At 69.8% G+C, this 21281-nt stretch carries 25 protein-coding genes; 8 read left to right on the top strand and 17 right to left on the bottom strand.

Annotation, left to right across the window (positions count from 1 at the left end):
• Positions 1-26: 26 nt before the first annotated feature.
• On the top strand, positions 27-1043 hold the full coding sequence (locus EV653_RS05020; protein ID WP_134098388.1) for an SGNH/GDSL hydrolase family protein: 1017 nt from the start codon (positions 27-29) through the stop codon (positions 1041-1043).
• Between the two features lie 40 nt (positions 1044-1083).
• Here EV653_RS05020 and EV653_RS05015 read toward each other — a convergent pair whose 3' ends face one another.
• From EV653_RS05015 to rimP, 9 genes are all read right to left on the bottom strand, one after another.
• Complete coding sequence (locus EV653_RS05015; RefSeq protein WP_134098386.1) at positions 1084-1980, bottom strand: NAD-dependent protein deacetylase; 897 nt, start codon at positions 1978-1980, stop codon at positions 1084-1086.
• A gap of 17 nt (positions 1981-1997) precedes the next feature.
• Entirely contained in the window at positions 1998-2855 is an 858-nt protein-coding gene (locus EV653_RS05010) for an LLM class flavin-dependent oxidoreductase (protein ID WP_134098385.1), read from the bottom strand.
• Positions 2856-2866: 11 nt separating this feature from the next.
• Positions 2867-3637: a class I SAM-dependent methyltransferase gene (locus EV653_RS05005; RefSeq protein ID WP_134098382.1), complete on the bottom strand. Its 771-nt coding sequence runs from the start codon at positions 3635-3637 to the stop codon at positions 2867-2869.
• 20 nt (positions 3638-3657) lie between these two features.
• Positions 3658-4548, bottom strand: a complete 891-nt coding sequence (truB, locus tag EV653_RS05000; RefSeq protein ID WP_134098380.1) for a tRNA pseudouridine(55) synthase TruB — start codon at positions 4546-4548, stop codon at positions 3658-3660.
• Between the two features lie 7 nt (positions 4549-4555).
• Positions 4556-4993: a 30S ribosome-binding factor RbfA gene (rbfA, locus tag EV653_RS04995; RefSeq protein ID WP_202871483.1), complete on the bottom strand. Its 438-nt coding sequence runs from the start codon at positions 4991-4993 to the stop codon at positions 4556-4558.
• A 103-nt stretch (positions 4994-5096) separates the two neighbouring features.
• Entirely contained in the window at positions 5097-8291 is a 3195-nt protein-coding gene (gene infB, locus EV653_RS04990; protein ID WP_134098377.1) for a translation initiation factor IF-2, read from the bottom strand.
• Between the two features lie 195 nt (positions 8292-8486).
• Positions 8487-8783 (bottom strand): YlxR family protein, encoded by a 297-nt coding sequence (locus tag EV653_RS04985; protein WP_134098375.1) that lies wholly within the window; start codon positions 8781-8783, stop codon positions 8487-8489.
• Between the two features lie 45 nt (positions 8784-8828).
• A complete protein-coding gene (gene nusA, locus EV653_RS04980) occupies positions 8829-9821 on the bottom strand; it encodes a transcription termination factor NusA (protein WP_134098372.1) in 993 nt (330 codons plus the stop codon).
• A 1-nt stretch (position 9822) separates the two neighbouring features.
• Positions 9823-10368 (bottom strand): ribosome maturation factor RimP, encoded by a 546-nt coding sequence (rimP, locus tag EV653_RS04975; protein ID WP_134098370.1) that lies wholly within the window; start codon positions 10366-10368, stop codon positions 9823-9825.
• A 152-nt stretch (positions 10369-10520) separates the two neighbouring features.
• Here rimP and EV653_RS04970 point away from each other — a divergent pair, with 152 nt between their 5' ends.
• Both EV653_RS04970 and EV653_RS04965 read left to right on the top strand, forming a co-directional pair.
• On the top strand, positions 10521-11075 hold the full coding sequence (locus tag EV653_RS04970; protein ID WP_134098368.1) for a cell division protein FtsK: 555 nt from the start codon (positions 10521-10523) through the stop codon (positions 11073-11075).
• Positions 11072-11479: a ferritin-like domain-containing protein gene (locus EV653_RS04965; protein WP_134098366.1), complete on the top strand. Its 408-nt coding sequence runs from the start codon at positions 11072-11074 to the stop codon at positions 11477-11479. The genes EV653_RS04970 and EV653_RS04965 overlap by 4 nt, the downstream gene beginning before the upstream one ends.
• Here the strand turns inward: EV653_RS04965 and hisH are convergent.
• From hisH to hisD, 4 genes are read right to left on the bottom strand one after another with little or no spacing between them, the layout of a single operon-like run.
• Complete coding sequence (hisH, locus tag EV653_RS04960) at positions 11476-12117, bottom strand: imidazole glycerol phosphate synthase subunit HisH (RefSeq protein WP_134098364.1); 642 nt, start codon at positions 12115-12117, stop codon at positions 11476-11478. The two genes, EV653_RS04965 and hisH, sit on opposite strands and share 4 nt — an antisense overlap.
• Positions 12114-12713, bottom strand: coding sequence for an imidazoleglycerol-phosphate dehydratase HisB (hisB, locus tag EV653_RS04955; RefSeq protein ID WP_134098362.1), 600 nt, complete (start codon positions 12711-12713; stop codon positions 12114-12116). The genes hisH and hisB overlap by 4 nt, the downstream gene beginning before the upstream one ends.
• The gene (locus EV653_RS04950; RefSeq protein WP_134098360.1) at positions 12710-13828 is read right to left on the bottom strand and encodes a histidinol-phosphate transaminase; all 1119 of its coding nucleotides are present in this window, start codon (positions 13826-13828) and stop codon (positions 12710-12712) included. Before EV653_RS04950 ends, hisB begins: the two co-directional genes overlap by 4 nt.
• On the bottom strand, positions 13828-15141 hold the full coding sequence (gene hisD, locus EV653_RS04945) for a histidinol dehydrogenase (RefSeq protein ID WP_134098358.1): 1314 nt from the start codon (positions 15139-15141) through the stop codon (positions 13828-13830). Before hisD ends, EV653_RS04950 begins: the two co-directional genes overlap by 1 nt.
• A gap of 101 nt (positions 15142-15242) precedes the next feature.
• Between hisD and EV653_RS04940 the strand changes: the two genes are divergently transcribed.
• From EV653_RS04940 to EV653_RS04930, 3 genes are read left to right on the top strand one after another with little or no spacing between them, the layout of a single operon-like run.
• The gene (locus tag EV653_RS04940; protein ID WP_134098356.1) at positions 15243-15914 is read left to right on the top strand and encodes an LON peptidase substrate-binding domain-containing protein; all 672 of its coding nucleotides are present in this window, start codon (positions 15243-15245) and stop codon (positions 15912-15914) included.
• A gap of 51 nt (positions 15915-15965) precedes the next feature.
• Complete coding sequence (locus EV653_RS04935; protein WP_134098354.1) at positions 15966-16202, top strand: ribbon-helix-helix domain-containing protein; 237 nt, start codon at positions 15966-15968, stop codon at positions 16200-16202.
• A complete protein-coding gene (locus tag EV653_RS04930; protein ID WP_130446637.1) occupies positions 16202-16504 on the top strand; it encodes a type II toxin-antitoxin system PemK/MazF family toxin in 303 nt (100 codons plus the stop codon). Before EV653_RS04935 ends, EV653_RS04930 begins: the two co-directional genes overlap by 1 nt.
• Here EV653_RS04930 and EV653_RS04925 read toward each other — a convergent pair.
• The 4 genes from EV653_RS04925 to ilvD all read right to left on the bottom strand — a co-directional run bounded on the left by EV653_RS04925 (position 16476) and on the right by ilvD (position 19894).
• Positions 16476-17462 carry an ATP-grasp domain-containing protein gene (locus tag EV653_RS04925; protein ID WP_134098353.1) on the bottom strand — a complete coding sequence of 329 codons (987 nt, stop codon included), beginning with the start codon at positions 17460-17462 and terminating at the stop codon, positions 16476-16478. The genes EV653_RS04930 and EV653_RS04925 overlap by 29 nt on opposite strands.
• Positions 17463-17687, bottom strand: a complete 225-nt coding sequence (locus EV653_RS04920; protein WP_134098351.1) for a hypothetical protein — start codon at positions 17685-17687, stop codon at positions 17463-17465.
• Positions 17688-17699: 12 nt separating this feature from the next.
• Positions 17700-17951: a hypothetical protein gene (locus EV653_RS04915; RefSeq protein ID WP_134098349.1), complete on the bottom strand. Its 252-nt coding sequence runs from the start codon at positions 17949-17951 to the stop codon at positions 17700-17702.
• A 92-nt stretch (positions 17952-18043) separates the two neighbouring features.
• Positions 18044-19894 (bottom strand): dihydroxy-acid dehydratase, encoded by a 1851-nt coding sequence (gene ilvD / locus EV653_RS04910; RefSeq protein ID WP_134098347.1) that lies wholly within the window; start codon positions 19892-19894, stop codon positions 18044-18046.
• Between the two features lie 122 nt (positions 19895-20016).
• Between ilvD and EV653_RS04905 the strand changes: the two genes are divergently transcribed.
• Both EV653_RS04905 and EV653_RS04900 read left to right on the top strand, forming a co-directional pair.
• The gene (locus tag EV653_RS04905) at positions 20017-20859 is read left to right on the top strand and encodes an AraC family transcriptional regulator (protein ID WP_134098345.1); all 843 of its coding nucleotides are present in this window, start codon (positions 20017-20019) and stop codon (positions 20857-20859) included.
• Entirely contained in the window at positions 20856-21281 is a 426-nt protein-coding gene (locus tag EV653_RS04900) for a VOC family protein (protein ID WP_134098343.1), read from the top strand. The genes EV653_RS04905 and EV653_RS04900 overlap by 4 nt, the downstream gene beginning before the upstream one ends.

Genomic DNA, 21281 nt, shown 5'->3' with positions numbered 1-21281 from the left:
CACTGCCGAGCCCCTGGGGAGGTCTGGTGAAGCTCCGCCGTCTGGTCGCCGCCTGCGCGGCCCTGGTCCTGCTGGGCGGGTTGCCCGCTGCGAACGCTGCGGCCGCACCCCGTTTCACGAACTACGTCGCGCTCGGCGACTCGTACACGTCGGCGCCGTTCGTCCCGCTGCCGGATCTGCTGTCGCTCGGGTGCGTCCGGTCGTACAGCAACTACCCGAAGCTGCTCGCGGCCGCCCTGCACGTGCGTCTGACCGACGTCAGCTGTGGCGGCGCCGACACGACCAACATGACCCAGCCGCAGAGCACGGTGCTGGGGACGGCGGCGCCGCAGTTCGACGCGCTCACGCCGGACACCGATCTCGTCACGCTCGGGATCGGCGGCAACGACTTCGGCGTGTTCGGCAGCATCATCGACACCTGCCCCGGGCTGCGGGCCTCCGATCCGACCGGCGCGCCGTGCAAGGCGCACTTCACCGTCGACGGGGTGGACACGCTGCGGGAGAAGATCGCGCAGACCCAGACCCGGATCGCAATCGTTGTCCAGGGCATCAAAGCCCGGTCGCCGAAGGCAACGATCCTGCTGGTCGGCTACCCGAAGATCGCGCCGGAGCACGGCACCTGCCCGTCGGTGTTGCCGTTCGCGGACGGCGACTACGCCTATCTGTACTCGATCGAGCAGGCCTTGAACGCGGCTGTCGCCAACGCGGCCGCGGCGGGCGGAGCGACGTACGTCGACACGTTCGGGCCGTCCACCGGGCACGACGCCTGCGCGCCGGACGGGCAGGCGTGGATCCAGGGCAAGGACATCAACCTGCTCCGGGCCTTCAACTACCACCCGCGCTACGAGGGCGAGGCCGGTATGGCGTCGCTCACCTACAAGACGCTGACCGGCGCGCCGGCCACGGTGACCGCGGCGGAGCAGTCCGCGTGGGCAGCCAAGGCGCGGACGCTGGCGAAGCAGGCTGCCTCCCAGAAGACCACCATTGCACCGCGGGCCCTCGAGGCCTCCCTGAACCGCGTACGGACCAGCGCGCAACGCTGACCCTTTCCAATCCGTACTGCGGACTCCGGGCCGGGCCACCTCACGCGTGGCCCGGCCCGGTGGTTTCTTCCAGCAGTTCGGTCAGGGCTCGGCCCAACGGCAGATTGACCCGCTGGGTCGCGTACGGATCGCCGCGGGTCAGCCCCTGGTTGATGATCAGCACCGGCGTACCTGCCTTGGCCGCGTGCCGGACGAAGCGGAAGCCGGACATGACCGTGAGGGACGAGCCCAGGACGAGTACGGCGTTCGCGTTGTCGATCAGGTTGTAGCAGCGCTCGACGCGGGGCCGCGGCACGTTCTCGCCGAAGAAGACCACGTCGGGTTTGAGGATGCCGCCGCACGTGGTGCAGTCGACCAGCTGGAACGTGCTGACTGCCTCGGCCGGGAGCTCGGCGTCGCCGTCGGGATTGATCCGGGTGACCTCGGCCTCGAAGTCCGGGTTCGCGTCCTTCAGCCGGCGGTCGAGGGCTTCGCGGGCGGACGTCGTACCACAGTTGAGGCAGATGACGCGGTCGAGGTTGCCGTGCAGCTCGATCACATCGCGGGCGCCGGCTGCTTGGTGGAGGCCGTCGACGTTCTGGGTGATGACGCCGCTGAGGAAACCGCGGGCCTGGAGCGCGGCGACCGCGCGGTGGCCGTCGTTCGGGGCGGCGCGCGCGATCGTACGCCAGCCGAGGTGGCTGCGCGCCCAGTACCGCTGCCGGCCTGACTCGCTGGCCACGAAATCGCCGTACGTCATCGGGGTGTGGGTCCGCAGGCTGCCGCTCTCACCCCGGTAGTCGGGGATGCCGGACTCGGTGGAGATGCCGGCACCGCTCAGTACGACGACTCCGCCGGCGGCCACGGTCTGCGCGACCGGGCCGATGTCCGTCGACCCCGGCTCCAATGCCAGCACCTCGGGCCCAGGGGCCCATGCCAAGGTCGGACGAGAACGCACCACTCCAGCGTACGTGCTCAGTCGATACGAGGCGGGCCGGCTTTGAGTCGGCGTTCAGAGGCCTCGCGCACGACGTCGCGATCCATCGAGGACCAGTCCGCGTCGATCCACCAGGTGGCACCCGCCTCGGCCCACAGACGGACCGTGTCCGCGGCGTTTCGGTCCTCGGCGCGGGTGCTGCCTTCGGCGACGACGTCGTACCCGTCCATGGTCAGATCGTGGGCGGCACGTTCCCGGCGGATCCAGTCGACGCCTTCGGCCAGATGCGTCGGGGTCAGGTCGCCCGGCTCCCCGCCCGGCGGGACGATGTAGTTCGGCAACCAGCCATCCTGCAGCGCGGCCCGGCGCATCGACTTCGGTCGCGGCCACGCGCCGACCATCCAGGTGGTCACTCGCGGCTGCTGCACCGGAGGCGGTGGTGCCGGCGGCATCAGCTCGGCGACCTTCTTCGCGCGATAGTGCTTCCCGGAGTACTCGAAGGGCTCGTCACGCCACAGGTGCGACAGCATCTCCAAGGACTCGTCCATCAGCTCCGCGCGCACCTTGCGGCCCGGATCGTCCTCGAACAGCCAGAACCGCTCATCCCCGGTCACCCCCAGGCCGGCCGCAAGGATCACCCGCCCACCGCTCAGGTTGTCAACGGTCGACACCTGCCCGGCCAGGTCCCACGGTTTTCGTCGCGGCACCGGCGTGAGCATCGTCCCCAGCCGGATCCGTCGGGTCGTCATCGCAGCGGCACCGAGCATCACCCAGGCGTCGATCCCCCAGATCGACTCCCACACGAAGAACCCGTCCCACCCGTTCTCCTCGGCGATCACCGCCAGTTCCGCGGCATCGCGCGCGTCGCCGTACGCCATCACGAATCCGTATTTCATGCTTCAGCACGCTACGGGACCGAGCCGACAGATTTGACCGCGTGCACCAGCTGAGCGGTGACCTGACGCGTGGTGAGGAGATGGGACAGCATCTGGCTCCGTTGCTCGGACTCTTGCCACCGAGGGTCGTCCCCGTGCCGCTTCGCGAGCAGCTCGTCAACCCGGTCCGCGCGGCGCCGCCACTCAGTCGGCGTGGACCCGGACGGCGTCTCGCTCAGCCGGCGCCACGCAAAGCCGGCCTCGGCGACCAGCCCTCGCAGCTCGTCCGCACTGGGAAACTCGTTCCCGTCCGGTACTTCGCTGTGCAATCCGGAACCGGCTACCAGCACCATCATCCCGAGCGAACCACCCGGCCGCAGCACGCGGCACAGCTCGCGTAACAACGCCGGCTTGTCGTGCACCGTGCACAGCACGCCGATGCACCACACGACATCAAACCGATTGTCGGCGTACGGGAGCGTCTCTCCCCTGGCACAGACCGCCGAGCGGTCGAACATTCGCCGTACGGCGCGGCATGCGGCTTCCATCGGATCGACGAGGACGGGATTCACGCCGTAGGCTTCCGCCGCCCAAGCGGCCGCTCCGCCGAGGCCCGCACCGACGTCGAGCAGCGCGGACTCCGGTCCGACCTCGCAGGCCTGGGCCAACCAGTCCAGCAGCGCCGGATCGCCACTCCCTCGGCACCCGGCGACGATCGCGTACTCGTCGCCCAACTCGTCGACGACGTCAGCCGTCCATTCCGCGACGGTCCCGAACTCGACCGCCATCCCCTGCTCGCCCATGGGTCCGAGTATCCACCGGCTCAGCTGACGAAGACCGCCGTGGGTTTGGCGAGCGGGCCGTGGGGTTCGTAGAGGGCCAGGAAGGTCCCGGTGGGGTCGAACATCGCGGTCTGGCCCGGCTCGAGGTTGAGGCCGGGCAGCGGGCGGCCGGTGCGGATCGCGGCAGCCTGGGCGTCGTCGGCGTCGTACCGAGGAAAGGTGCCGGCGGCAACATCCGCGATCGGCAGCCAGTCGAAGGACTCGGCCAGCGAGTCCAGGCTGCGGGCTGCCTTCAGGTCGAACGAGCCCACGCGGGTACGGCGCAGCGCGGTCAGGTGACCGCCGACGCCGAGCTCGGCGCCGAGATCGCGAGCAAGCGCCCGGATGTACGTGCCGCTGGAGCAGTCGACCGACACGTCCACGTCGATCGCGTCCGCGCCGACCCGGACGTCGAGGATGTCGTACCGCGAGACCGTGACCGCACGGGCCTTGAGTGCGACCTCCTCGCCGGCCCGGACGCGTTCGTACGCACGCTTGCCGTCGACCTTGATCGCGGACACCTTCGACGGCACCTGCGAGATCTCCCCGCGGAAGCCGTCCACTGCCGCCGAGATCGCCTCCGCGGTCACGCCGTCGACCGGGAACGTCGACACGATCTCGCCCTCGGCGTCGTCCGTCGTCGTGGTCACGCCGAGGCGGATCGTCGCGTCGTACGACTTGTCCGCCAGCTGGAGATGGCCGAGCAGCCGGGTGGCGCGGTTGAGGCCGACGACGAGGACGCCGGTCGCCATCGGGTCCAGGGTGCCGGCGTGGCCGACCTTCCTGGTCCCGGCGATCCGGCGGATCCGCGCGACCACAGTGTGCGAGGTCATCCCCGCCGGCTTGTCGACGACCACGATGCCGTCGGAGGCGGGGGTGAAGGAACCGGTCACGCAGTACTCAGTCCTCGTCGTCCTCGTCGTCGTCCTTGCGCTTGTACGGATCGGCGTCGCCGGCCGGCTTGGCGCCCGCGGCGGACTTGGCCACCTCGGCGTCGGCCTCGCGGGCCTTGGCCAGCAGCTCCTCGATCTGCCCGGCGTTCTCCGGGACGGCGTCCAGGAAGAACGCCACGCTCGGCGCGTGCCGCAGCCCCAGCGCCTTGCCGACCTCGCTGCGGATCAGGCCCTTGGCCGACTCCAGCGCGGCGGCGGTCGACGCGCGCGACTGCTCGTCGCCGTACACCGTGTAGAAGACGCTGGCCTCGCGCAGGTCGCCGGTCAGCCGGGCATCCGTCACCGTGACGAAACCCAGCCGCGGGTCCTTGACCCGGCGCTCGAGCAGCTCCGCGACGAGCACCTGGATCCGGTCGGCCAGCTGCTTCGCCCTTGCTTCACCCATCAGGGCTCACTCCCTCATTCATGAGTACGTCCGGGGAGAACACCGTCTCCCCGGACGTTACTCCGACGGCCCGGACCTCCCGGCCCGGGCCGTCACCGAACTATCAGCTGCGCGGCTTCTCGCGGAGCTCGAACGCCTCGACGACGTCACCGATCTTGATGTCGTTGAAGTTGTTGATGGTCAGACCGCACTCGAAGCCCTCGCGGACCTCGGCTGCGTCGTCCTTGAACCTCTTCAGCGACGACAACTCGGTGTTGTCGACGACCACCGCGCCGTCCCGGATCAACCGGACCTTCGCGTTGCGCCTGATCAGGCCACTGGTCACCCAGCAACCGGCGATGTTGCCCACCTTCGAGGAGCGGAAGATCTCGCGGATCTCCGCCTGGCCGAGAGTGACCTCCTCGTAGATCGGCTTCAGCATGCCCTTCAGGGCGGCCTCGATGTCGTCGATCGCCGAGTAGATGACCGAGTAGTACCGGACATCCACGCCCTCGCGCTCGGCCAGGTCCCCGGCCTTGCCCGCCGGCCGCACGTTGAAGCCGATGATGACGGCGTTCGACGCGATGGCCAGGTTGACGTCGTTCTCGTTGATCGCACCGACACCGCGGTCGATGATCCGCAGGTTCACCTCGTCGCCGACCTCGATCCGGACCAGCGCGTCTTCCAGCGCCTCGACCGAACCGGACACGTCGCCCTTGAGGATCAGCAGCAGCTCCTGGGCCTCACCCTTCTCCATCGAGGCCATGAAGTCCTCGAGGGTACGACGGGCGCGACGCTTGGCGTTGGCGGCCGCACGGGCACGGGCTTCACGCTTCTCGGCGATCTGCCGTGCCATCCGGTCGTCGTCGACCACCAGGAACTTGTCACCCGCACCCGGCACCGCGGTCAGACCGAGCACCAGGACCGGACGCGACGGGGTTGCCTCCTCGACGCTGTTGCCGTGCTCGTCGAGCATGGCCCGGACCCGGCCGTACGCCGGACCGACCACCATCGAGTCGCCGACCCGCAGCGTGCCGCGCTGAACCAGCACGGTCGCCACCGGACCACGGCCCTTGTCGAGGTTCGCCTCGATCGCGATGCCCTCGGCGTGCATCTTCGGGTTGGCCCGCAGGTCGAGTGCCGCGTCCGCGGTCAGCACGACCCCTTCGAGCAGCCCGTCGATGTTGATCCGGGACTTCGCCGAGACGTCGACGAACATCGTGTCGCCGCCGTACTCCTCGGGGACCAGGCCGTACTCGGTCAGCTGACCGCGCACCTTGGCCGGGTCCGCACTCGGGACGTCGATCTTGTTCACCGCGACCACGATCGGGACGTTCGCCGCCCGGGCGTGGTTCAGTGCCTCGATCGTCTGCGGCATCACGCCGTCGTCGGCCGCGACCACCAGGATGACGATGTCGGTGGCCTGCGCACCACGGGCACGCATGGCGGTGAACGCCTCGTGACCCGGGGTGTCGACGAAGGTGATGGCACGCTCTTCGCCGTCGACCTCGGTCGTCACCTGGTAGGCGCCGATGTGCTGGGTGATACCGCCGGCTTCCTTGGCAACGACGTTCGCCATCCGGATCGCGTCCAGCAGCTTGGTCTTACCGTGGTCGACGTGACCCATCACGGTCACCACCGGCGGCCGCGGCGCCAGGTCGCCCTCGTCGCCCTCGTCGTTACCGAAGTCGATGTCGAACGACTGCAGCAGCTCGCGGTCCTCGTCCTCGGGCGAGACCAGCTGGACGTCGTAGTTCAGCTCGGTGCCGAGCAGTTCCAGCGTCTCCTCGTTGACCGACTGGGTCGCGGTCACCATCTCGCCGAGGTGGAACAGCACCTGGACGAGCGACGCCGGGTCGACTCCGACCTTCTCGGCGAAGTCCGTCAGCGACGCGCCACGGGGCAGCTTCACGACCTCGCCGTCACCGTGCTTGACGCGGACGCCGCCGACCGCCGGGGCCTGCATGTTGTCGAATTCCTGGCGCTTCGCGCGCTTCGACTTGCGGCCACGACGGGCTGGACCACCCGGACGCCCGAAGGCGCCCTGTGTCCCGCCACGACCCCGGTTGCCCGGACCCGGACGGCCACCGCCGCCACCGGGTGGGCCACTGGGGCCGCCGCCACCCGGACGGAAGCCACCGCCGGCGCCACCGCCGCCACCGCGCGGACCTGCACCAGGACCGCCGCCGGGACGACCGCCGCCGCCTCCGCCGCGGCCACCGCCACCGCCGCCACCGGGACCGCTCGGGCGGCCGGTGAACGTGCCGGCAGAGGACTTCGGCATCATCGCCGGGTTGGGGCGCGGAGCGCCGGGCACACCACTCGGGCGCGGCCGGTCGTTACCACCGCGGTCGCGGTCGTTACCGCCACGACCCTGCGGCGGACGCGGCGCCATACCGGCCGGGCTCGGAGCACCCTGCCGGTCGGAACCGCCGCCGCCCTGACCCGGACGCGCGCCACCGCGCTGCATGCCCTGGGTGGAGCTGAACGGGTTGTTGCCCGGACGCGGAGCACCCGGACGCGGACCGCCGCCCTGGCCGCCCTGACGGGGCGCACCGGGACGCGGGGCACCCGGACGGGGCGCACCCGGACGCGGAGCAGAACCCTGACCACCCGGACGCGGACCGGCGCCCTGGCCACCCGGCCGCGGGGAGCCCGGCGTGGCCGGACGCGGACCCGGACGACCCGCGGACTCGCCACCCGTACGACGGGGGGCGGGTGCCGGAGCTTCCGGAGCCGATGCCGCCGCGGCCGGAGCCTCGAACGACGGGGTCGCCGGGGATGCCGGGGTCTCGGCCTTCGCCGCCGGAGCGGACTCGACCGGTGCGGCCTCGACCGGAGCGGTCTCGCGGCGCGGACCCGGCTTCGGGCCCGGACGCGGGCCCGGCCTGGCGCCGGGAGCCGGAGCGGCCTTCGCCGGGGCAGACTCGACTGCCGGCGCGGACTCGGCCACCGCAGCGGACTCGGCCCTGGTCACCGGAGCTTCGGCGGCCGGAGCAGGAGCCGACTCGGCGACGGGCGCGGGGCGCTCCGCCGGAGCCTTCGGGGTGGCCGGCTGGGCCGGCTTCTGTGCCGGAGCTGCAGGTGCGACCGGTGCGGTCGCCTGCGGCGCGGCAGACGTGCTTGCGGCGGCCTTCTTGGCCGCGCGCTTCTTCGGCGGGTTCTTCTCGAACTCTTCCGCCAACCGTCGTACGACGGGTGCCTCGATCGTCGAGGACGCCGATCGGACGAACTCTCCCATGTCGTTCAGCCTGGTCAGAACGACCTTGCTGGTAACTCCGAGCTCTTTCGCGAGCTCGTAGACCCGGACCTTTGCCACTACTCTCCCTCTGGTCCGAGCCTGGGGCGCGGACCGTTAGTTGACGTACATGCTCATCGCATTGCACTCATCGTTCGACACTCATCGAGTGGTCATGAGTCGATGACCCGCCTTCATGTCGTCACGACGGCACGGTCGCACCGTCGTGGGCGGCCGGGTGGCCGCCGTTTGTCCTGCCTTACTTCTTACAGCTTCTTACATATCACGCTGCGCGACGTACTCCCGCAGCCCGGTCACGTCGAGCGGCCCCGGGACCTTGAAGGCCCGTGGGAACGCCTTGCGCCGGACCGCGAGGTCGAAGCACTCGGTCGCCGGGTGCAGGTGCGCTCCGCGGCCGGGTGCCCGACGATCGGGATCCGGGAGAACCGTGAGACTTCCTGGTCCTCCGGACACCGTCATCCGCAGCAAGTCAGCCGGACTGGACCGCTTCCGGCACCCGATGCAGGTGCGCTCCCGGGCTTTGCCAGGGCGCGCGTCCGCACTCTTTGTCACTGGTACCTCAGGGTGTGGTTGCGACTCAGTCGACCGACCGAGAGATCAGTCTACCTTCTCCGGCTCAGGCGTCACATCGGTATCCGGCCGGATGTCGATCCGCCAGCCGGTGAGCCGGGCGGCGAGGCGGGCGTTCTGCCCTTCCTTGCCGATCGCGAGCGACAGCTGATAGTCGGGGACGACGACGCGCGCGGCACGGGCCGCGGCGTCGACCACCTCCACAGACGTAACCTGCGCCGGGGACAGCGCATTCCCGACGAAGGTCGCCGGGTCGTCGCTGTGGTCGATGATGTCGATCTTCTCGCCGTGCAGCTCGTGCATGATGTTGCGCACCCGCTGACCCATCGGCCCGATGCAGGCGCCTTTCCCGTTCACCGACGGGTTCAGCGTCCGGACGGCGATCTTGGTCCGGTGACCGGCCTCACGCGCGATCGCGGTGATCTCCACCGTTCCGTCGGCGATCTCCGGGACCTCGAGCGCGAACAGCTTCTTGACCAGGTTCGGGTGGGTCCGGCTGACCGTGATCTGCGGGCCCTTGAAGCCCTTGCGGACGCCGACGACGTACACCCGGAGGCGGGAGCCATGCTCGTACTTCTCCCCCGGCACCTGCTCGGGCGCCGGCAGCACGGCCTCGATCTTGCCGAGGTCGACCATCACCGACCGCGGGTCGCGGCCCTGCTGGACGACGCCGGAGACGATGTCGCCCTCCTTGCCGGAGAACTCGCCGTACCGGACCTCGTCCTCGGCGTCGCGCAGCCGCTGCAGGATGATCTGCTTGGCCGTGGTGGCCGCGATCCGGCCGAAGTCGGCCGGCGTGTCGTCGTACTCGCGGGCCAGGGTGCCGTCCTCGGCCAGTTCGCGCGCGAACACCGTCACGTGCCCGGTCTTGCGGTCGAGCTCGACCCGGGCGTGCTGCTGGGCTCCCTCGGTCCGGTGGTACGCGACCAGCAGCGCCGCCTCGATCGCCTCGACGACGACCTCGAGGGCGATGTCCTTCTCCCGTTCGAGCGACCGCAGTACGGCCATGTCGATGTCCATGTCAGTTCTCCTCCACCGTGCCGTCGGCAGGTGTTTCTACGCCGTCAAATGTCTCAGTGTCGTTGCCGGCAGCCCGGTTGAACTCGATCTGGACCTTGGCCTTGGCCACATCGGCGTACGCGATCGTCCGCGCCTTGCCGTTCACGTCCAGCTCGGCCGCCTCGTCGGAGGCGGACTTGATCCGGCCGGTCACCTTGCCACCTGAGTTCAGCGTGACGGCGACCAGGCGCTTCACGTTGCGGCGCCAGTGCCGGGGCAGGGTCAACGGCCGGTCGACGCCTGGGCTCGAAACCTCGAGCGTGTACGCGCCGTCGCCCATGATGTCGTCGGTGTCGAGCGCCTTGGAGATGGCCCGCGTGACGTCGGCGACGTCGTCGAGGCTGATCCCGCCGTCGCGGTCGACGAGGACGCGCAGCAGCCGGCGGCGGCCGGCCGGTGTCACGTCCGCGGCCTCCAGGTCGCAGCCGAACTGCTCGACGATCGGCCGCAGGAAGTTCTCGAGGCTCGTGGTGTCCGTGTGGCCCGTCTGGTCTGGCTTTCGGCTCACAGGTTGACCTGCCTCTCTCTCCAGTTGTGCACCCGTTCCACCCGAGGCGGTCGCGCCAAGGGCAGTAGCCCACCCTATCCGGCCGGTCCCGCGATCCGGGTCACCGGCTCGTCCCAGGCCGGTGTCGGCGCGTCACCGGGTATCGTTCCGGCGTGCTCGAACGCCGCCTGACCCGACGCGCCGCCGTCGTGACTGCCGTCCTCGTCCCTGGCGCGGTCGCGCTGACCGGTTGCAAGGACGACGCTGCCGCCGGGGCCGGTACGCCGGGTGCCGTCAACGGCGGGCCGTCGTCCTCCCAGAACCCGGCCGGGGAGACTCCGACCACGGATCCGGCAGTCGTCGCGGCGCTCACTGTGGCGGCGACCCAGGTGACTCAATTGTCCCAGCTCTACGCAAACGTCAGCCGCAAGTTCCCCGCACTGCGGGCCCAGCTCGCGGCGGGGGCGAAGTACCACGCGAGTCACCTGGTGAAGCTGAAGGAGACCGACGGCGTTGCGGCCAAGGCTGCGAAGGCCGTCGTGGTGCCTACCTCCTCGGTGGCCGCGCTGACGACGCTCGCCACTCGGGAGGCGGCCGCGGCGGCCACGAACGCAGCGGCCGCAGCCAAGCTGTCCGGCCCACCGGCCCGCCTGCTCGCCGAGATCGCCGCCGCCCAGACCCAGCTGAGCTCCACGCTGACTCCGCCGAAGAAGAGGGACAAATCGTGAATCAGGTGGATGCCCTGCAGGCCGCTCTCGCCGGTGAGCATGCGGCGTTGTACGGCGTGGGCGTGGCCGGCGGCAAGCTCAACGGTGCCAGGTTCCAGGAGGCGACCGACACGTTCGCCCGGCATCGCGACAACCGCGATCACCTGAGCGCGCTGCTCGTCTCCGCCGGCAAGACCCCGGTGGCGGCCGAACCGGCGTACGACCTCCCCCAAGCGGTCACGAACGCCGCAACGGCCACCGCGCTGGTCCTGGTCATCGAGCGCCGGATCGCCGCGGTGTACGGCGACCTGATCGAGGCCGCCGAACAACCCGCCGTCCGCGCATGGGCCATCGAGGCCCTGCTCGGCACTGCGAACAGCCAGCTGGTCTGGGGCGGCGCACCGGTCGCCTTCCCAGGCGCCTAGAGCGAGCGGACCCAGTTCTCCAGGAGAGTGGCGCCGGCGTCGCCGGACTTCTCGGGGTGGAACTGCGTGGCGGTGAGCGGGCCGTTCTCGACGGCGGCGACGAAGCGGTCTCCGCCGTACGTCGTCCAGGTGACCAGCGGGGACACCGACTCGCGCGTGTCGACGAGCTCCCAGCGGCGGACGCCGTACGAATGGACGAAGTAGAACCGGTCCTTCTCGATGCCGTCGAACAGCGTGCTGCCGGACGGCACGTCGACCGTGTTCCAGCCCATGTGCGGGACCGGCTGGGCCTCCTCCGGCTGCAGGCGCTCGACGGTGCCGGGCCATTGGTCGCAGCCGTCGGTCTCGACGCCGTGCTCGATGCCGCGCGCGAACAGGATCTGCATGCCGACGCAGATGCCGAGCACCGGCCGACCGCCGCTGAGCCGCCGATCCACCGCGACATCACCGCGAACGGCAGTCAGACCGGTCATGCAGGCCTCGAACGCCCCGACGCCCGGAACCAGCAGGCCGTCGGCGTTGCAGGCCTGATCGAAATCCGAGGTCACTGTCACGTCCGCGCCGACGCGCTGGAGTGCCCGCTCCCCCGATCGGATGTTCCCCGAGCCGTAGTCGAGGAGGACGACCTTCTTCGTCACAGGGCGCCCTTGGTCGACGGGATGCCCGGCTGCCGCGGGTCGAGCTCGGCGGCGGCCCGCAGGGCGCGGGCGAACGCCTTGAACTGGGCCTCGACGATGTGGTGCGGGTCGCGACCGGACAGCACCCGGATGTGGATGCAGATCGCGGCGTTGAACGCGAGCGTCTCGAACACGTGCTGGGTCAGCGAACCGGCGTAGTCGCCGCCGATGATCGCGTAGACCTGACCGTCGGGCTCGCCGGTGTGCACGCAGTACGGCCGGCCGGACAGGTCGACCGTGCAGTGCACGAGCGCCTCGTCCAGCGGAACGGTCGCGTCGCCGAAGCGCCGGATGCCGCGCTTGTCACCCAGCGCTTCCTTCAAAGCCTGGCCGATGCCGATCGCGGTGTCCTCGACGGTGTGGTGCGCGTCGATCTCGAGATCGCCGACGGTGTTGACGTGCAGGTCGAGCAGCGCGTGCTTGGCCAGCGCGTTGAGCATGTGGTCGTAGAACCCGACGCCGGTCGAGATATCGGCCCGACCGGTGCCGTCCAGGTCGAGCTCGACCAGGACCTTGGACTCGCTGGTCTCCCGGTCGATCCGGCCAGTGCGCGTCATGTCAGCCTTCCAGTGTCTGTCTTGAGGATGCGCTCCAGCGAAGCCCGGAACGCGGCCATCTCCTCGCTGGTGCCGATCGAGACCCGCAGCCAGCCGTCGGGTCCGGTCTCACGGATCAGTACGCCGTCGTCGAGCAACGCCTGCCAGACCGCGTGCCGGTCGGCGAAGGTGCCGAACAGCACGAAGTTCGCGTCGGAGTCGACCGCGCGCAGGCCCTGCGCGCGCAGCCAGTCGACGGTCTCGTCGCGCTCGACCCGCAGCTGCTCGACCCGGCCGAGCAGCTCGTCGGAGTGCCGCAGCGCGGCCCGCGCGACTGCCTGCGTCACCGCGGACAAGTGGTACGGCAGGCGGACGATCCGCAGTGCGTCGACGAACTGCTTGCTCGCGGCAAGGTATCCGACCCGCCCGCCGGCCATCGCGAACGCCTTCGACATCGTCCGTGCGACGGCGAGATTCGGGTACGACGGCAGCAGCGAGACCGCGCTCGGAGTGCCGGCGCGGCGGAACTCGGCGTACGCCTCGTCGACCACGAGGACCGAACCCAGCGCCGCGGTCCGGGCCGCGATCGCCTCGACCACCTCGATCGGCAGCGCCGTCCCGGTCGGGTTGTTGGGCGAGGCCAGCAGCACGACCGACGGGTGGTGCCGGGAGATCGCGGCCAGCGCCTTGCTCTGGTCGAGGGTGAAGTCCTCGGCCCGGCGGCCGGCGACCCAGGCCGTGTTCGTGTCCCGCGCGTACTCCGGATACATCGAGTACGTCGGGGCGAACGACAGCGCCGTACGACCGGGGCCGCCGAAGGCCTGCAGGATGTGCAGCATGACCTCGTTGGACCCATTCGCCGCCCAGATCTGCTCGGGGGCGAGCTGGGCGCCGGACTCACGGGCCAGGTACGCCGCGAGGTCCGCGCGCAGGTCCATGAACTCGCGGTCCGGGTAGCGGTTCATCCCGCGGGCGGCGACCGCCACCGCGGCAGCGATGTCCGCGACGGTCTCCTCGCTCGCCGGATACGGGTTCTCGTTGACGTTGAGCAGGACGGGTACGTCGAGCTGCGGGGCGCCGTACGGCTCGAAGCTCTTCAGCTCGTCGCGGATCGGCAGCCCGTCGAAACGGCCCATCAGTGCTCTCCGGGGAATCGGGCGGAAACGGCGGCGCCGTGGGCCGGAAGGTCCTCGGCGTGGGCGAGCGCGAGCACGTGGCCGGCGACCTCGTGCAGCGCGTCGCGGGAGTAGTTGACGACGTGGACCGCCTTCAGGAAGCTGCGCACGGACAGGCCGGACGAGTGGCAGGCACAACCGGCCGTCGGGAGGACGTGGTTGGACCCGGCGCAGTAGTCGCCGAGTGACACCGGCGACCAGCCGCCGACGAAGATCGCGCCGGCGTTGGTGATCAGCCCCGCCCGCTCCTCCGCGTCGACGGTCTGGATCTCGAGGTGCTCCGCGGCGTACGCATCGACGACCGCGGTGCCCTGGTCGAGATCGTCAACCAGCACGACGGCAGACTGCTGACCGGCCAGGGCCTCGGCGACGCGCTCGTGGTGCTTGGTCTGCGCGACCTGGGTCGGCAGCTCGGCTTCGACAGCTGCCGCGAGGACCTCGCTCGGTGTGACGAGGACGCTGGCTGCCATCGGGTCGTGCTCGGCCTGGCTGATCAGGTCGGCGGCGACGTGCTTCGGGTCGGCGGTGTCGTCGGCCAGGATCGCGATCTCGGTCGGGCCGGCCTCGGAGTCGATGCCGACCTCGCCCAGCAGCTCGCGCTTGGCGGCGACGACGTAGATGTTGCCCGGACCCGTGATCAGGTTGACCTTGCGGCAGCCGTCGAAGCCGTACGCGAACCCGGCGATCGCCTGGGCGCCGCCCATCGCGTAGACCTCGTCGATCCCGAGCAGCGCGCACACGGCCAGCACCGTCGGGTGCGGCAGACCGCCGAACTCCTTCTGCGGCGGGGATGCGACAGCCAGGGACGGCACGCCGGCCACCTGCGCCGGAACGACGTTCATTACCACTGAAGACGCCAGCGGCGCGCGGCCGCCCGGCACGTACAGGCCCACCCGCTGGACCGGCACGAAGCGCTGGGTCACCCGGCCGCCTGGTGCGGGCTCGGAGGCGATGTCAGGGGTGAGCTCGTCCTGGCTGACTTCACGGACGCGGCGGATCGACTCCTCGAACGCGCTGCGCACCTCGGGGTCGAGCTCCTCGAGCGCGGTCTTCAGCGCCTCGGCCGGGACCCGGATGTCCTCGACGCGCACATGGTCGAACTTCTCGCCGTACTCCCTGATCGCCTCGAGGCCGCGATGGCGGACGTCCAGGCAGATGGGTCGGACGACGTCGAGAGCTGCCTCGACGTCGAACACGGCTCGGGGGACCAGGGCTTCGAGGTTCAGGACCTCTCCGGCTGCCACTCGGCCCCGCAGGTCGACGCGGCGAATCATGCCGTCAGTCTAGTGGTGAGGGCCCGTCGTCCCTGCGCCGTATCCACAAGCCGGGCTGTCACCCCGCGTAATGGTCAAGTGGATGGCCTAGGCTCCGTTGTATGGACTCCCGCCTGCCGTTGCTCACTGTCGACACGGTGATCTTTCCCGGGCTGGTGCTCCCGATTCCGGTGACCGACGTCCAGGGCCGCGCGGTGGTCCGCGACCTGGTCGAGAACGGCGGCGAACTGGTGTGCGGGGCACTCGCCGTCCGGGACGGGTACGAGCTGGGTGAGCGGGTGTTCCGGTCGCTGTACGGGACCGGCTGCGCGGCGACGATCTCCGAGATCACGCTCGACGCGGACGACGACGGCCCGGTCGAGGTGACGTTGACCGGCAACCGGCGCTTCAAGGTCTCCGAGCTCGACGGCACCGGCGACTACCTGGTCGCGGACGTCGAGTGGCTGGACGACGACCTCGGCGACGACCCGCTCGGTACGGCGATGGTCGCGGTCAAGCGTTTCCGGAAGTACGCCGAGGCCGTCAGCGAGATCAGCCGCCCCGGCCTGCACCTCGGCGAACTCCCCGACGACCCCAGCACGCTGTCCTACCTGATGTCCGCGGCCATGAAACTCATGACCCCCGACCGCCAGAAACTCCTCGAGGCCACCGATGTCACCACCCGCCTGGCCCAACTAGTAGGCCTCATCGACAACGAACTGGCCGCCATCACCGCCCTCCCCTCCCTCCCCGCCTTCGACCTCATCAGCTGGTCCACCCTCTCCCCCAACTGAGTCGGTCGGACCGCCCTACCGAGATGAATCCCGGGGCGGTATGGTTTTGGTATGAGTAAGCAGATTACGGTCCGGCTGCCGGATGAGCTGGTGGACTTCATGGATGAGCTTGTGGCGACCGACAAGGCGACGAGTCGGGCGTCTGTGGTGGCGCGGGCGATGGAGCGGGAGCGTCGGCGGGAGCTGGCCGCGCGCGATCTGGCGATTCTGAGCGAGCAGGGTGGGTACGACGATCTGGACGGGCTCGCGACCGCGGTCTCGGGCACCGTGCTCAGCGATCTCGACTGATGCGCGCGCTGCACATCGCCCGGCTCGACAAACCGCGGCCGGTGGTGGTGCTGACCCGGGAGCTGATCCGCCCTCGCCTCACCAACGTCACCGTCGCGCCGATCACCAGCACGATCCGCGGGCTGTCCACCGAAGTACTGGTCGGTCCGGACAACGGGCTCGATCACCCGAGCGCGATCTCCTGCGACAACATCCAGACCATTCCGAAGGCCCAGCTCGGTCGTCTGATCGGCCACCTGCACCCTGACCAGGAGCCGCTCCTGGCCGAGGCGATCAACCTGGCGTTCGACCTCGAGCTCTGACAGCACCGCTCAAGGCCTCTTCGCAGAGGAAATCGCCGAAGCCGGCCGTGAGGTCCAGGCCGGTCAGACCCTGGACGAACAGGAACTGCCCTTGCGGGTTCAGCTCGAGCCAGACCGGCCGACCGTCGGGATCGAGTTTGAGGTCGACCACCCCCATACGCAGGTCCAGCAGTTCCAGCACGCGCGCCAGCGCTTGCTGGATCACCGGGTCAAGGCTCACCGGCTCGATCGGTACGTCGAGGTTCCGCCGCCAGTCGAGATCCGGCGAATCGATCGCCACGGCGTACGACGTCGTACCGCAGCACAACACGCGCAGGTGCCGCGTCCCGGGCACATACTCCTGGAAGATCGTCGGACAGAGCCGCAGCGCATCGTCGTCGGCCAGATGATCGGGCGTCACCGGCAGCGTGTAGAGCTGACTGCTCGGCGTGCCACGAACAGCCTTGAGAATGACCTGCGCGCCGAGCACCGAGCAGAAGCGCCGGATCTCGGCCGGATCCTGGCTGACCAGCGTCCGCGGTACGACGAACCCGGCGTCCGCGGCCGCCCGCAACTGGATCAGCTTGTTCTCGGCCCGCCGGGTCGCGTCCGGGTGACTCACCCAGCGCCCGTCGAACTCGTTGCGCAAGGCCCCCATCAGGGTGCTCGCACAACTCGCGTCGACGACCTCCCGATGCGCCTCCTCGGTCAACTCGCGTCCGGCCCGCTGCGGATGGTTCCAGCGCCGGAACCAGATCGCGTCGCAGCCGGCCAGATCGAGCCGGCCGCCGTCGCGCGTCGGCACCGACGTACCGAATCCCGGTTCCGTCGACCAGCTCAGTCCATCGGGCCGATCCGCCATCGAGTCCACCTCGACGACCTCACAGAGCGCGCCGCGGTTGCGGCGGAGGTGCGCCTGGACCACCAGCGCGTGCAGATCATCGGTGAACGTCAGTACCGCGATCGACGGCCGGGTCATCTATTCGGCCAGGTAGTCGCAGTCGTCCATGCAGTCGTTCGGCAACGTCGCGGACAAGCACTCCGATCCACCGCCGTTGCGCGCGAACTCCACCGGCAGCCCGACGTCGTCGCGGACGCGCTGCTCCCACTCGTGCAGCTTGTCCGTCGGCACCAGATCGAACCGCGACGGCTGGTACATGAAGACCACCGGCGCCTTGCTGCTACCCGCGTTCGGTTCCGTCATCGCCCCGGCCCCTCACTCGTGCCAGTCGGAGTCGTCGGCGCAGATCTGGCCGTTGCCGCAGTTCGACCACGACGCGGATCGCAGCAACACGTCCCGTTCGAACCCGTACGTGTTCAGGCCGAAACCCTCCTGGACACTGCGTTCCCACTCCGAGAGCCGCTCCGGCGTCACCTGCTCGAAGCTCGTCGGCTGGAACATGAACACCGCCGGCTTGCGCCCCTCGTCGAGCGCAGCACGGAATCGTTCCTCCCGCTCGTCCCCCATGACCCCTCCCCAGGTCAGGCATCCCCTGCGACCAAGCTACGCCCGGCAGCGGTACCGCCACAATGAGTCGGCAAGGGAAGTCGCGCAGGGCATCAGCCCAGCTTGGAGACGTCCCGGACGGCGCCGCGGTCGGCGCTGGTCGCCATCGCGGCGTACGCCCGGAGCGCGGCGGAGACCTTGCGCTCGCGGTTCTTCGGCGCGTACACACCGCCGAGGGCCTCTCGGCGGGAGGTCAGCTCGGCCTCGTCGACCAGCAGCTCGATGGAACGGCCGGGGATGTCGATGCGGATCTGGTCGCCGTCCTGGACCAGGGCGATCGTGCCGCCGGACGCCGCTTCGGGAGAAGCGTGCCCGATCGAGAGTCCCGACGTACCGCCGGAGAAGCGGCCGTCGGTGACCAATGCGCAGACCTTGCCCAGACCGCGGCCCTTGAGGAACGACGTCGGGTACAGCATCTCCTGCATCCCCGGCCCGCCCTTGGGCCCCTCGTACCGGATCACGACGACGTCACCCGGCTGCACCTGCTTGGCCAGGATCTTCTCGACGGCCTCCTCCTGCGACTCACACACGACCGCGGGTCCCTGGAAGGACCAGATCGACTCGTCCACGCCGGCCGTCTTCACGACACAGCCGTCGACGGCCAGGTTGCCCTTCAGTACGGCGAGACCACCGTCCTTCGAGTACGCGTGCTCGAGATCGCGGATGCACCCGCCGGCCGCGTCGGTGTCGAGCGTCTCCCACCGCTCGGACTGCGAGAAGGCAGTCGCGGATCGCTTGCAGCCCGGCGCCGCGTGCCACAGCTCGACGGCCTCCGGCGACGGTGATCCGCCACGCAGGTCCCACGTCTTCAGCCACTCGTCGATCGAGTCGCTGTGCACGGTGTGGATGTTCTCGTTCAGCAGTCCGGCGCGGTGCAGCTCGCCGAGGATGGCGGGGATGCCGCCGGCGCGGTGCACGTCCTCCATGTAGTACGTGCCGCCGGGCGCGACGTTCGGCGCGACCTTGGCCAGGCACGGGACCCGGCGCGAGACCGCGTTGATGTCGTCGAGGTCGAAGCCGACCTCGGCCTCCTGCGCGGCCGCGAGCAGGTGCAGGATCGTGTTGGTCGACCCGCCCATCGCGATGTCCAGTGCCATCGCGTTCCCGAAGGCTTCCTTGGTCGCGATGTTCCGCGGCAGCACGGTCGCGTCGTCGTTGTCGTAGTACCGCTTGGTGATCTGTACGACGGTCTCGCCGGCCTTCTCGTACAGCGCGCGGCGGGCGGTGTGGGTGGCGAGCACGGAACCGTTGCCAGGCAGCGAGAGGCCGATCGCCTCGGTCAGGCAGTTCATCGAGTTCGCGGTAAACATGCCCGAGCACGAACCGCAGGTCGGGCAGGCGTTCTCCTCGATCCGCAGGATGTCGGCGTCGGAGACGTTCTCGTTGACGGCCTCGGACATCGCGTCGATCAGGTCGAGCTTGCGGACGGTGCCGTCGACCAGCGTGGCCCGGCCGGCCTCCATCGGGCCGCCGGAGACGAACACGGTCGGGATGTTCAGCCGGAGTGCGGCGTTCAGCATGCCGGGGGTGATCTTGTCGCAGTTCGAGATGCAGACCAGCGCGTCGGCGCAGTGCGCCTCGACCATGTACTCGACCGAGTCGGCGATCAGGTCCCGCGACGGCAGGCTGTACAGCATGCCGCCGTGGCCCATCGCGATCCCGTCGTCGACGGCGATCGTGTTGAACTCGCGGGCGATGCCACCGGCCGCGTGGATCGCCTCGGAGACGATCCGCCCGACGGGTGCGAGGTGGGTGTGGCCGGGGACAAACTCGGTGAAGCTGTTCGCGACCGCGATGATCGGTTTGCCGAAGTCCTCGCGGGCTACCCCGGAGGCCTGCATGAGCGCGCGGGCGCCTGCCATGTTGCGGCCGTGGGTGACGGTACGGGACCTCAGAGCAGGCACGACGACATCTCCTCGCAGTAGAACGACGCTACTGATGTTGCCACGCTCGTCCGGATGGCGGTACGCGGGTCCCGGATTGTGGAGTGGGTGAATCTGTCCGGGGCTGGATCTAGCCTGTGGTCATGGCAGGGATGGAGCACCACACGCGGCCGGTCCACCCTGCCCTGCGGCCGTATGTCGGCGACCTCATCGGCTACGCCTCGGACGGGTATCCGCCCGAGCTGCACCGCGGCCTGCCGTCGCGCTTCATGACGCTCGTCATCACGCTCGACGAGCCGCTCGGCGTCGCATGGCCGGGCAGACCAGTCGACAAGTACGACGCCCTGGCCGGCGGGCTGCACTCCACCGCCGTGCACATCGGCCAGACCGACAGCCGCGCCGGCGTGCAGGTCTCGCTCACTCCCCCGGCGGCCCGCGAGCTGCTCGGGCTGCCGGCAGGTCAGCTCGCGTCGATCGTGGTCGGGCTCGACGAGGTGTTCGGCCGGTCGGCGCGTGAGCTGACCGAGCAGCTGCGCGAGGAGCCGAGCTGGGACAGACGATTCGACCTGATCGAAGGCTTGCTGCTCGAGCAACTCGGTCAACGCAACGCGGGCACGGCCCAGCCGGAGGTCGGCTGGGCCTGGCAGCGGCTCTGCACATCGCACGGAGCGATCGGCATCCAGGAGCTCGCGACCGAGGTCGGCTGGAGCCGGCGTCATCTCACCGACCGCTTCACGCGGGAGCTCGGCCTGGCGCCGAAGGTCGCGGCTCGGGTACTGCGTTTCGAACGCGTCACCGGACACCTCCGCCGCCATCCGAGGACCCGGCTGGCCGATCTGTCCGCCGCAGCCGGGTACGCCGATCAGGCGCACCTGACCCGCGAGTTCCAGGCGATCGCCGGCTGCTCGCCGCGTCAGTGGATGACCGAGGAACTCCCAAACCTTCAAGACTTCATCCCCGCCAGTGCACAAGTCTCGAAGGTATGAACACTGCGACAGAGAAGAATGTGATCGGCGTCTGGCCCGGCCTGCACTACCGGGACGGACAGGCAGCACTGAAGTTTCTCACCGAAGGACTCGGCTTCACCGTCATTGCGTCGTACGAAGGCGCCGTGGAGGGCTCGATCGCCCACGCGGAGCTGTCCTGGCCGACCGGCGGCGGGATCATGCTGGGCTCGGCCGACGCGAAGACCGAGCCGGACGAGTTCACCGCGCTGACCGATCAGCGGCAGTCGGTCTATCTCGTGCACGACGATCCCGACAGCCTGATCGGCGGGGCGATCGGCGCGGGCGCGGTCGTCGTCCGCGGGCTGGAGGACACCGATTACGGGTCGCGCGGGTTCACCGTGCGCGATTTCGAGGGCAATCTGTGGAGCGTCGGCACGTATGCGGGCGCAATCTCCCAGTAG

This window comes from Kribbella pratensis (assembly GCF_004365355.1).
Classification (GTDB): domain Bacteria; phylum Actinomycetota; class Actinomycetes; order Propionibacteriales; family Kribbellaceae; genus Kribbella.
This window is presented reverse-complemented; position numbering and strand designations above follow the sequence as displayed.

What these genes read in the sequence shown, in the direction of transcription:
- EV653_RS05010 (WP_134098385.1), bottom strand. Translation starts at nt 2,855, where the DNA reads ATGAAATACGGATTCGTGATGGCGTACGGCGACGCGCGCGATGCCGCG.
- EV653_RS05005 (WP_134098382.1), bottom strand. Translation starts at nt 3,637, where the DNA reads ATGGGCGAGCAGGGGATGGCGGTCGAGTTCGGGACCGTCGCGGAATGG.
- rbfA (WP_202871483.1), bottom strand. Translation starts at nt 4,993, where the DNA reads ATGGGTGAAGCAAGGGCGAAGCAGCTGGCCGACCGGATCCAGGTGCTC.
- nusA (WP_134098372.1), bottom strand. Translation starts at nt 9,821, where the DNA reads ATGGACATCGACATGGCCGTACTGCGGTCGCTCGAACGGGAGAAGGAC.
- hisB (WP_134098362.1), bottom strand. Translation starts at nt 12,713, where the DNA reads ATGACGCGCACTGGCCGGATCGACCGGGAGACCAGCGAGTCCAAGGTC.
- EV653_RS04950 (WP_134098360.1), bottom strand. Translation starts at nt 13,828, where the DNA reads ATGGGCCGTTTCGACGGGCTGCCGATCCGCGACGAGCTGAAGAGCTTC.
- hisD (WP_134098358.1), bottom strand. Translation starts at nt 15,141, where the DNA reads ATGATTCGCCGCGTCGACCTGCGGGGCCGAGTGGCAGCCGGAGAGGTC.
- EV653_RS04940 (WP_134098356.1), top strand. Translation starts at nt 15,243, where the DNA reads ATGGACTCCCGCCTGCCGTTGCTCACTGTCGACACGGTGATCTTTCCC.
- EV653_RS04935 (WP_134098354.1), top strand. Translation starts at nt 15,966, where the DNA reads ATGAGTAAGCAGATTACGGTCCGGCTGCCGGATGAGCTGGTGGACTTC.
- EV653_RS04930 (WP_130446637.1), top strand. Translation starts at nt 16,202, where the DNA reads ATGCGCGCGCTGCACATCGCCCGGCTCGACAAACCGCGGCCGGTGGTG.
- EV653_RS04925 (WP_134098353.1), bottom strand. Translation starts at nt 17,462, where the DNA reads ATGACCCGGCCGTCGATCGCGGTACTGACGTTCACCGATGATCTGCAC.
- EV653_RS04920 (WP_134098351.1), bottom strand. Translation starts at nt 17,687, where the DNA reads ATGACGGAACCGAACGCGGGTAGCAGCAAGGCGCCGGTGGTCTTCATG.
- EV653_RS04915 (WP_134098349.1), bottom strand. Translation starts at nt 17,951, where the DNA reads ATGGGGGACGAGCGGGAGGAACGATTCCGTGCTGCGCTCGACGAGGGG.
- EV653_RS04905 (WP_134098345.1), top strand. Translation starts at nt 20,017, where the DNA reads ATGGCAGGGATGGAGCACCACACGCGGCCGGTCCACCCTGCCCTGCGG.
- EV653_RS04900 (WP_134098343.1), top strand. Translation starts at nt 20,856, where the DNA reads ATGAACACTGCGACAGAGAAGAATGTGATCGGCGTCTGGCCCGGCCTG.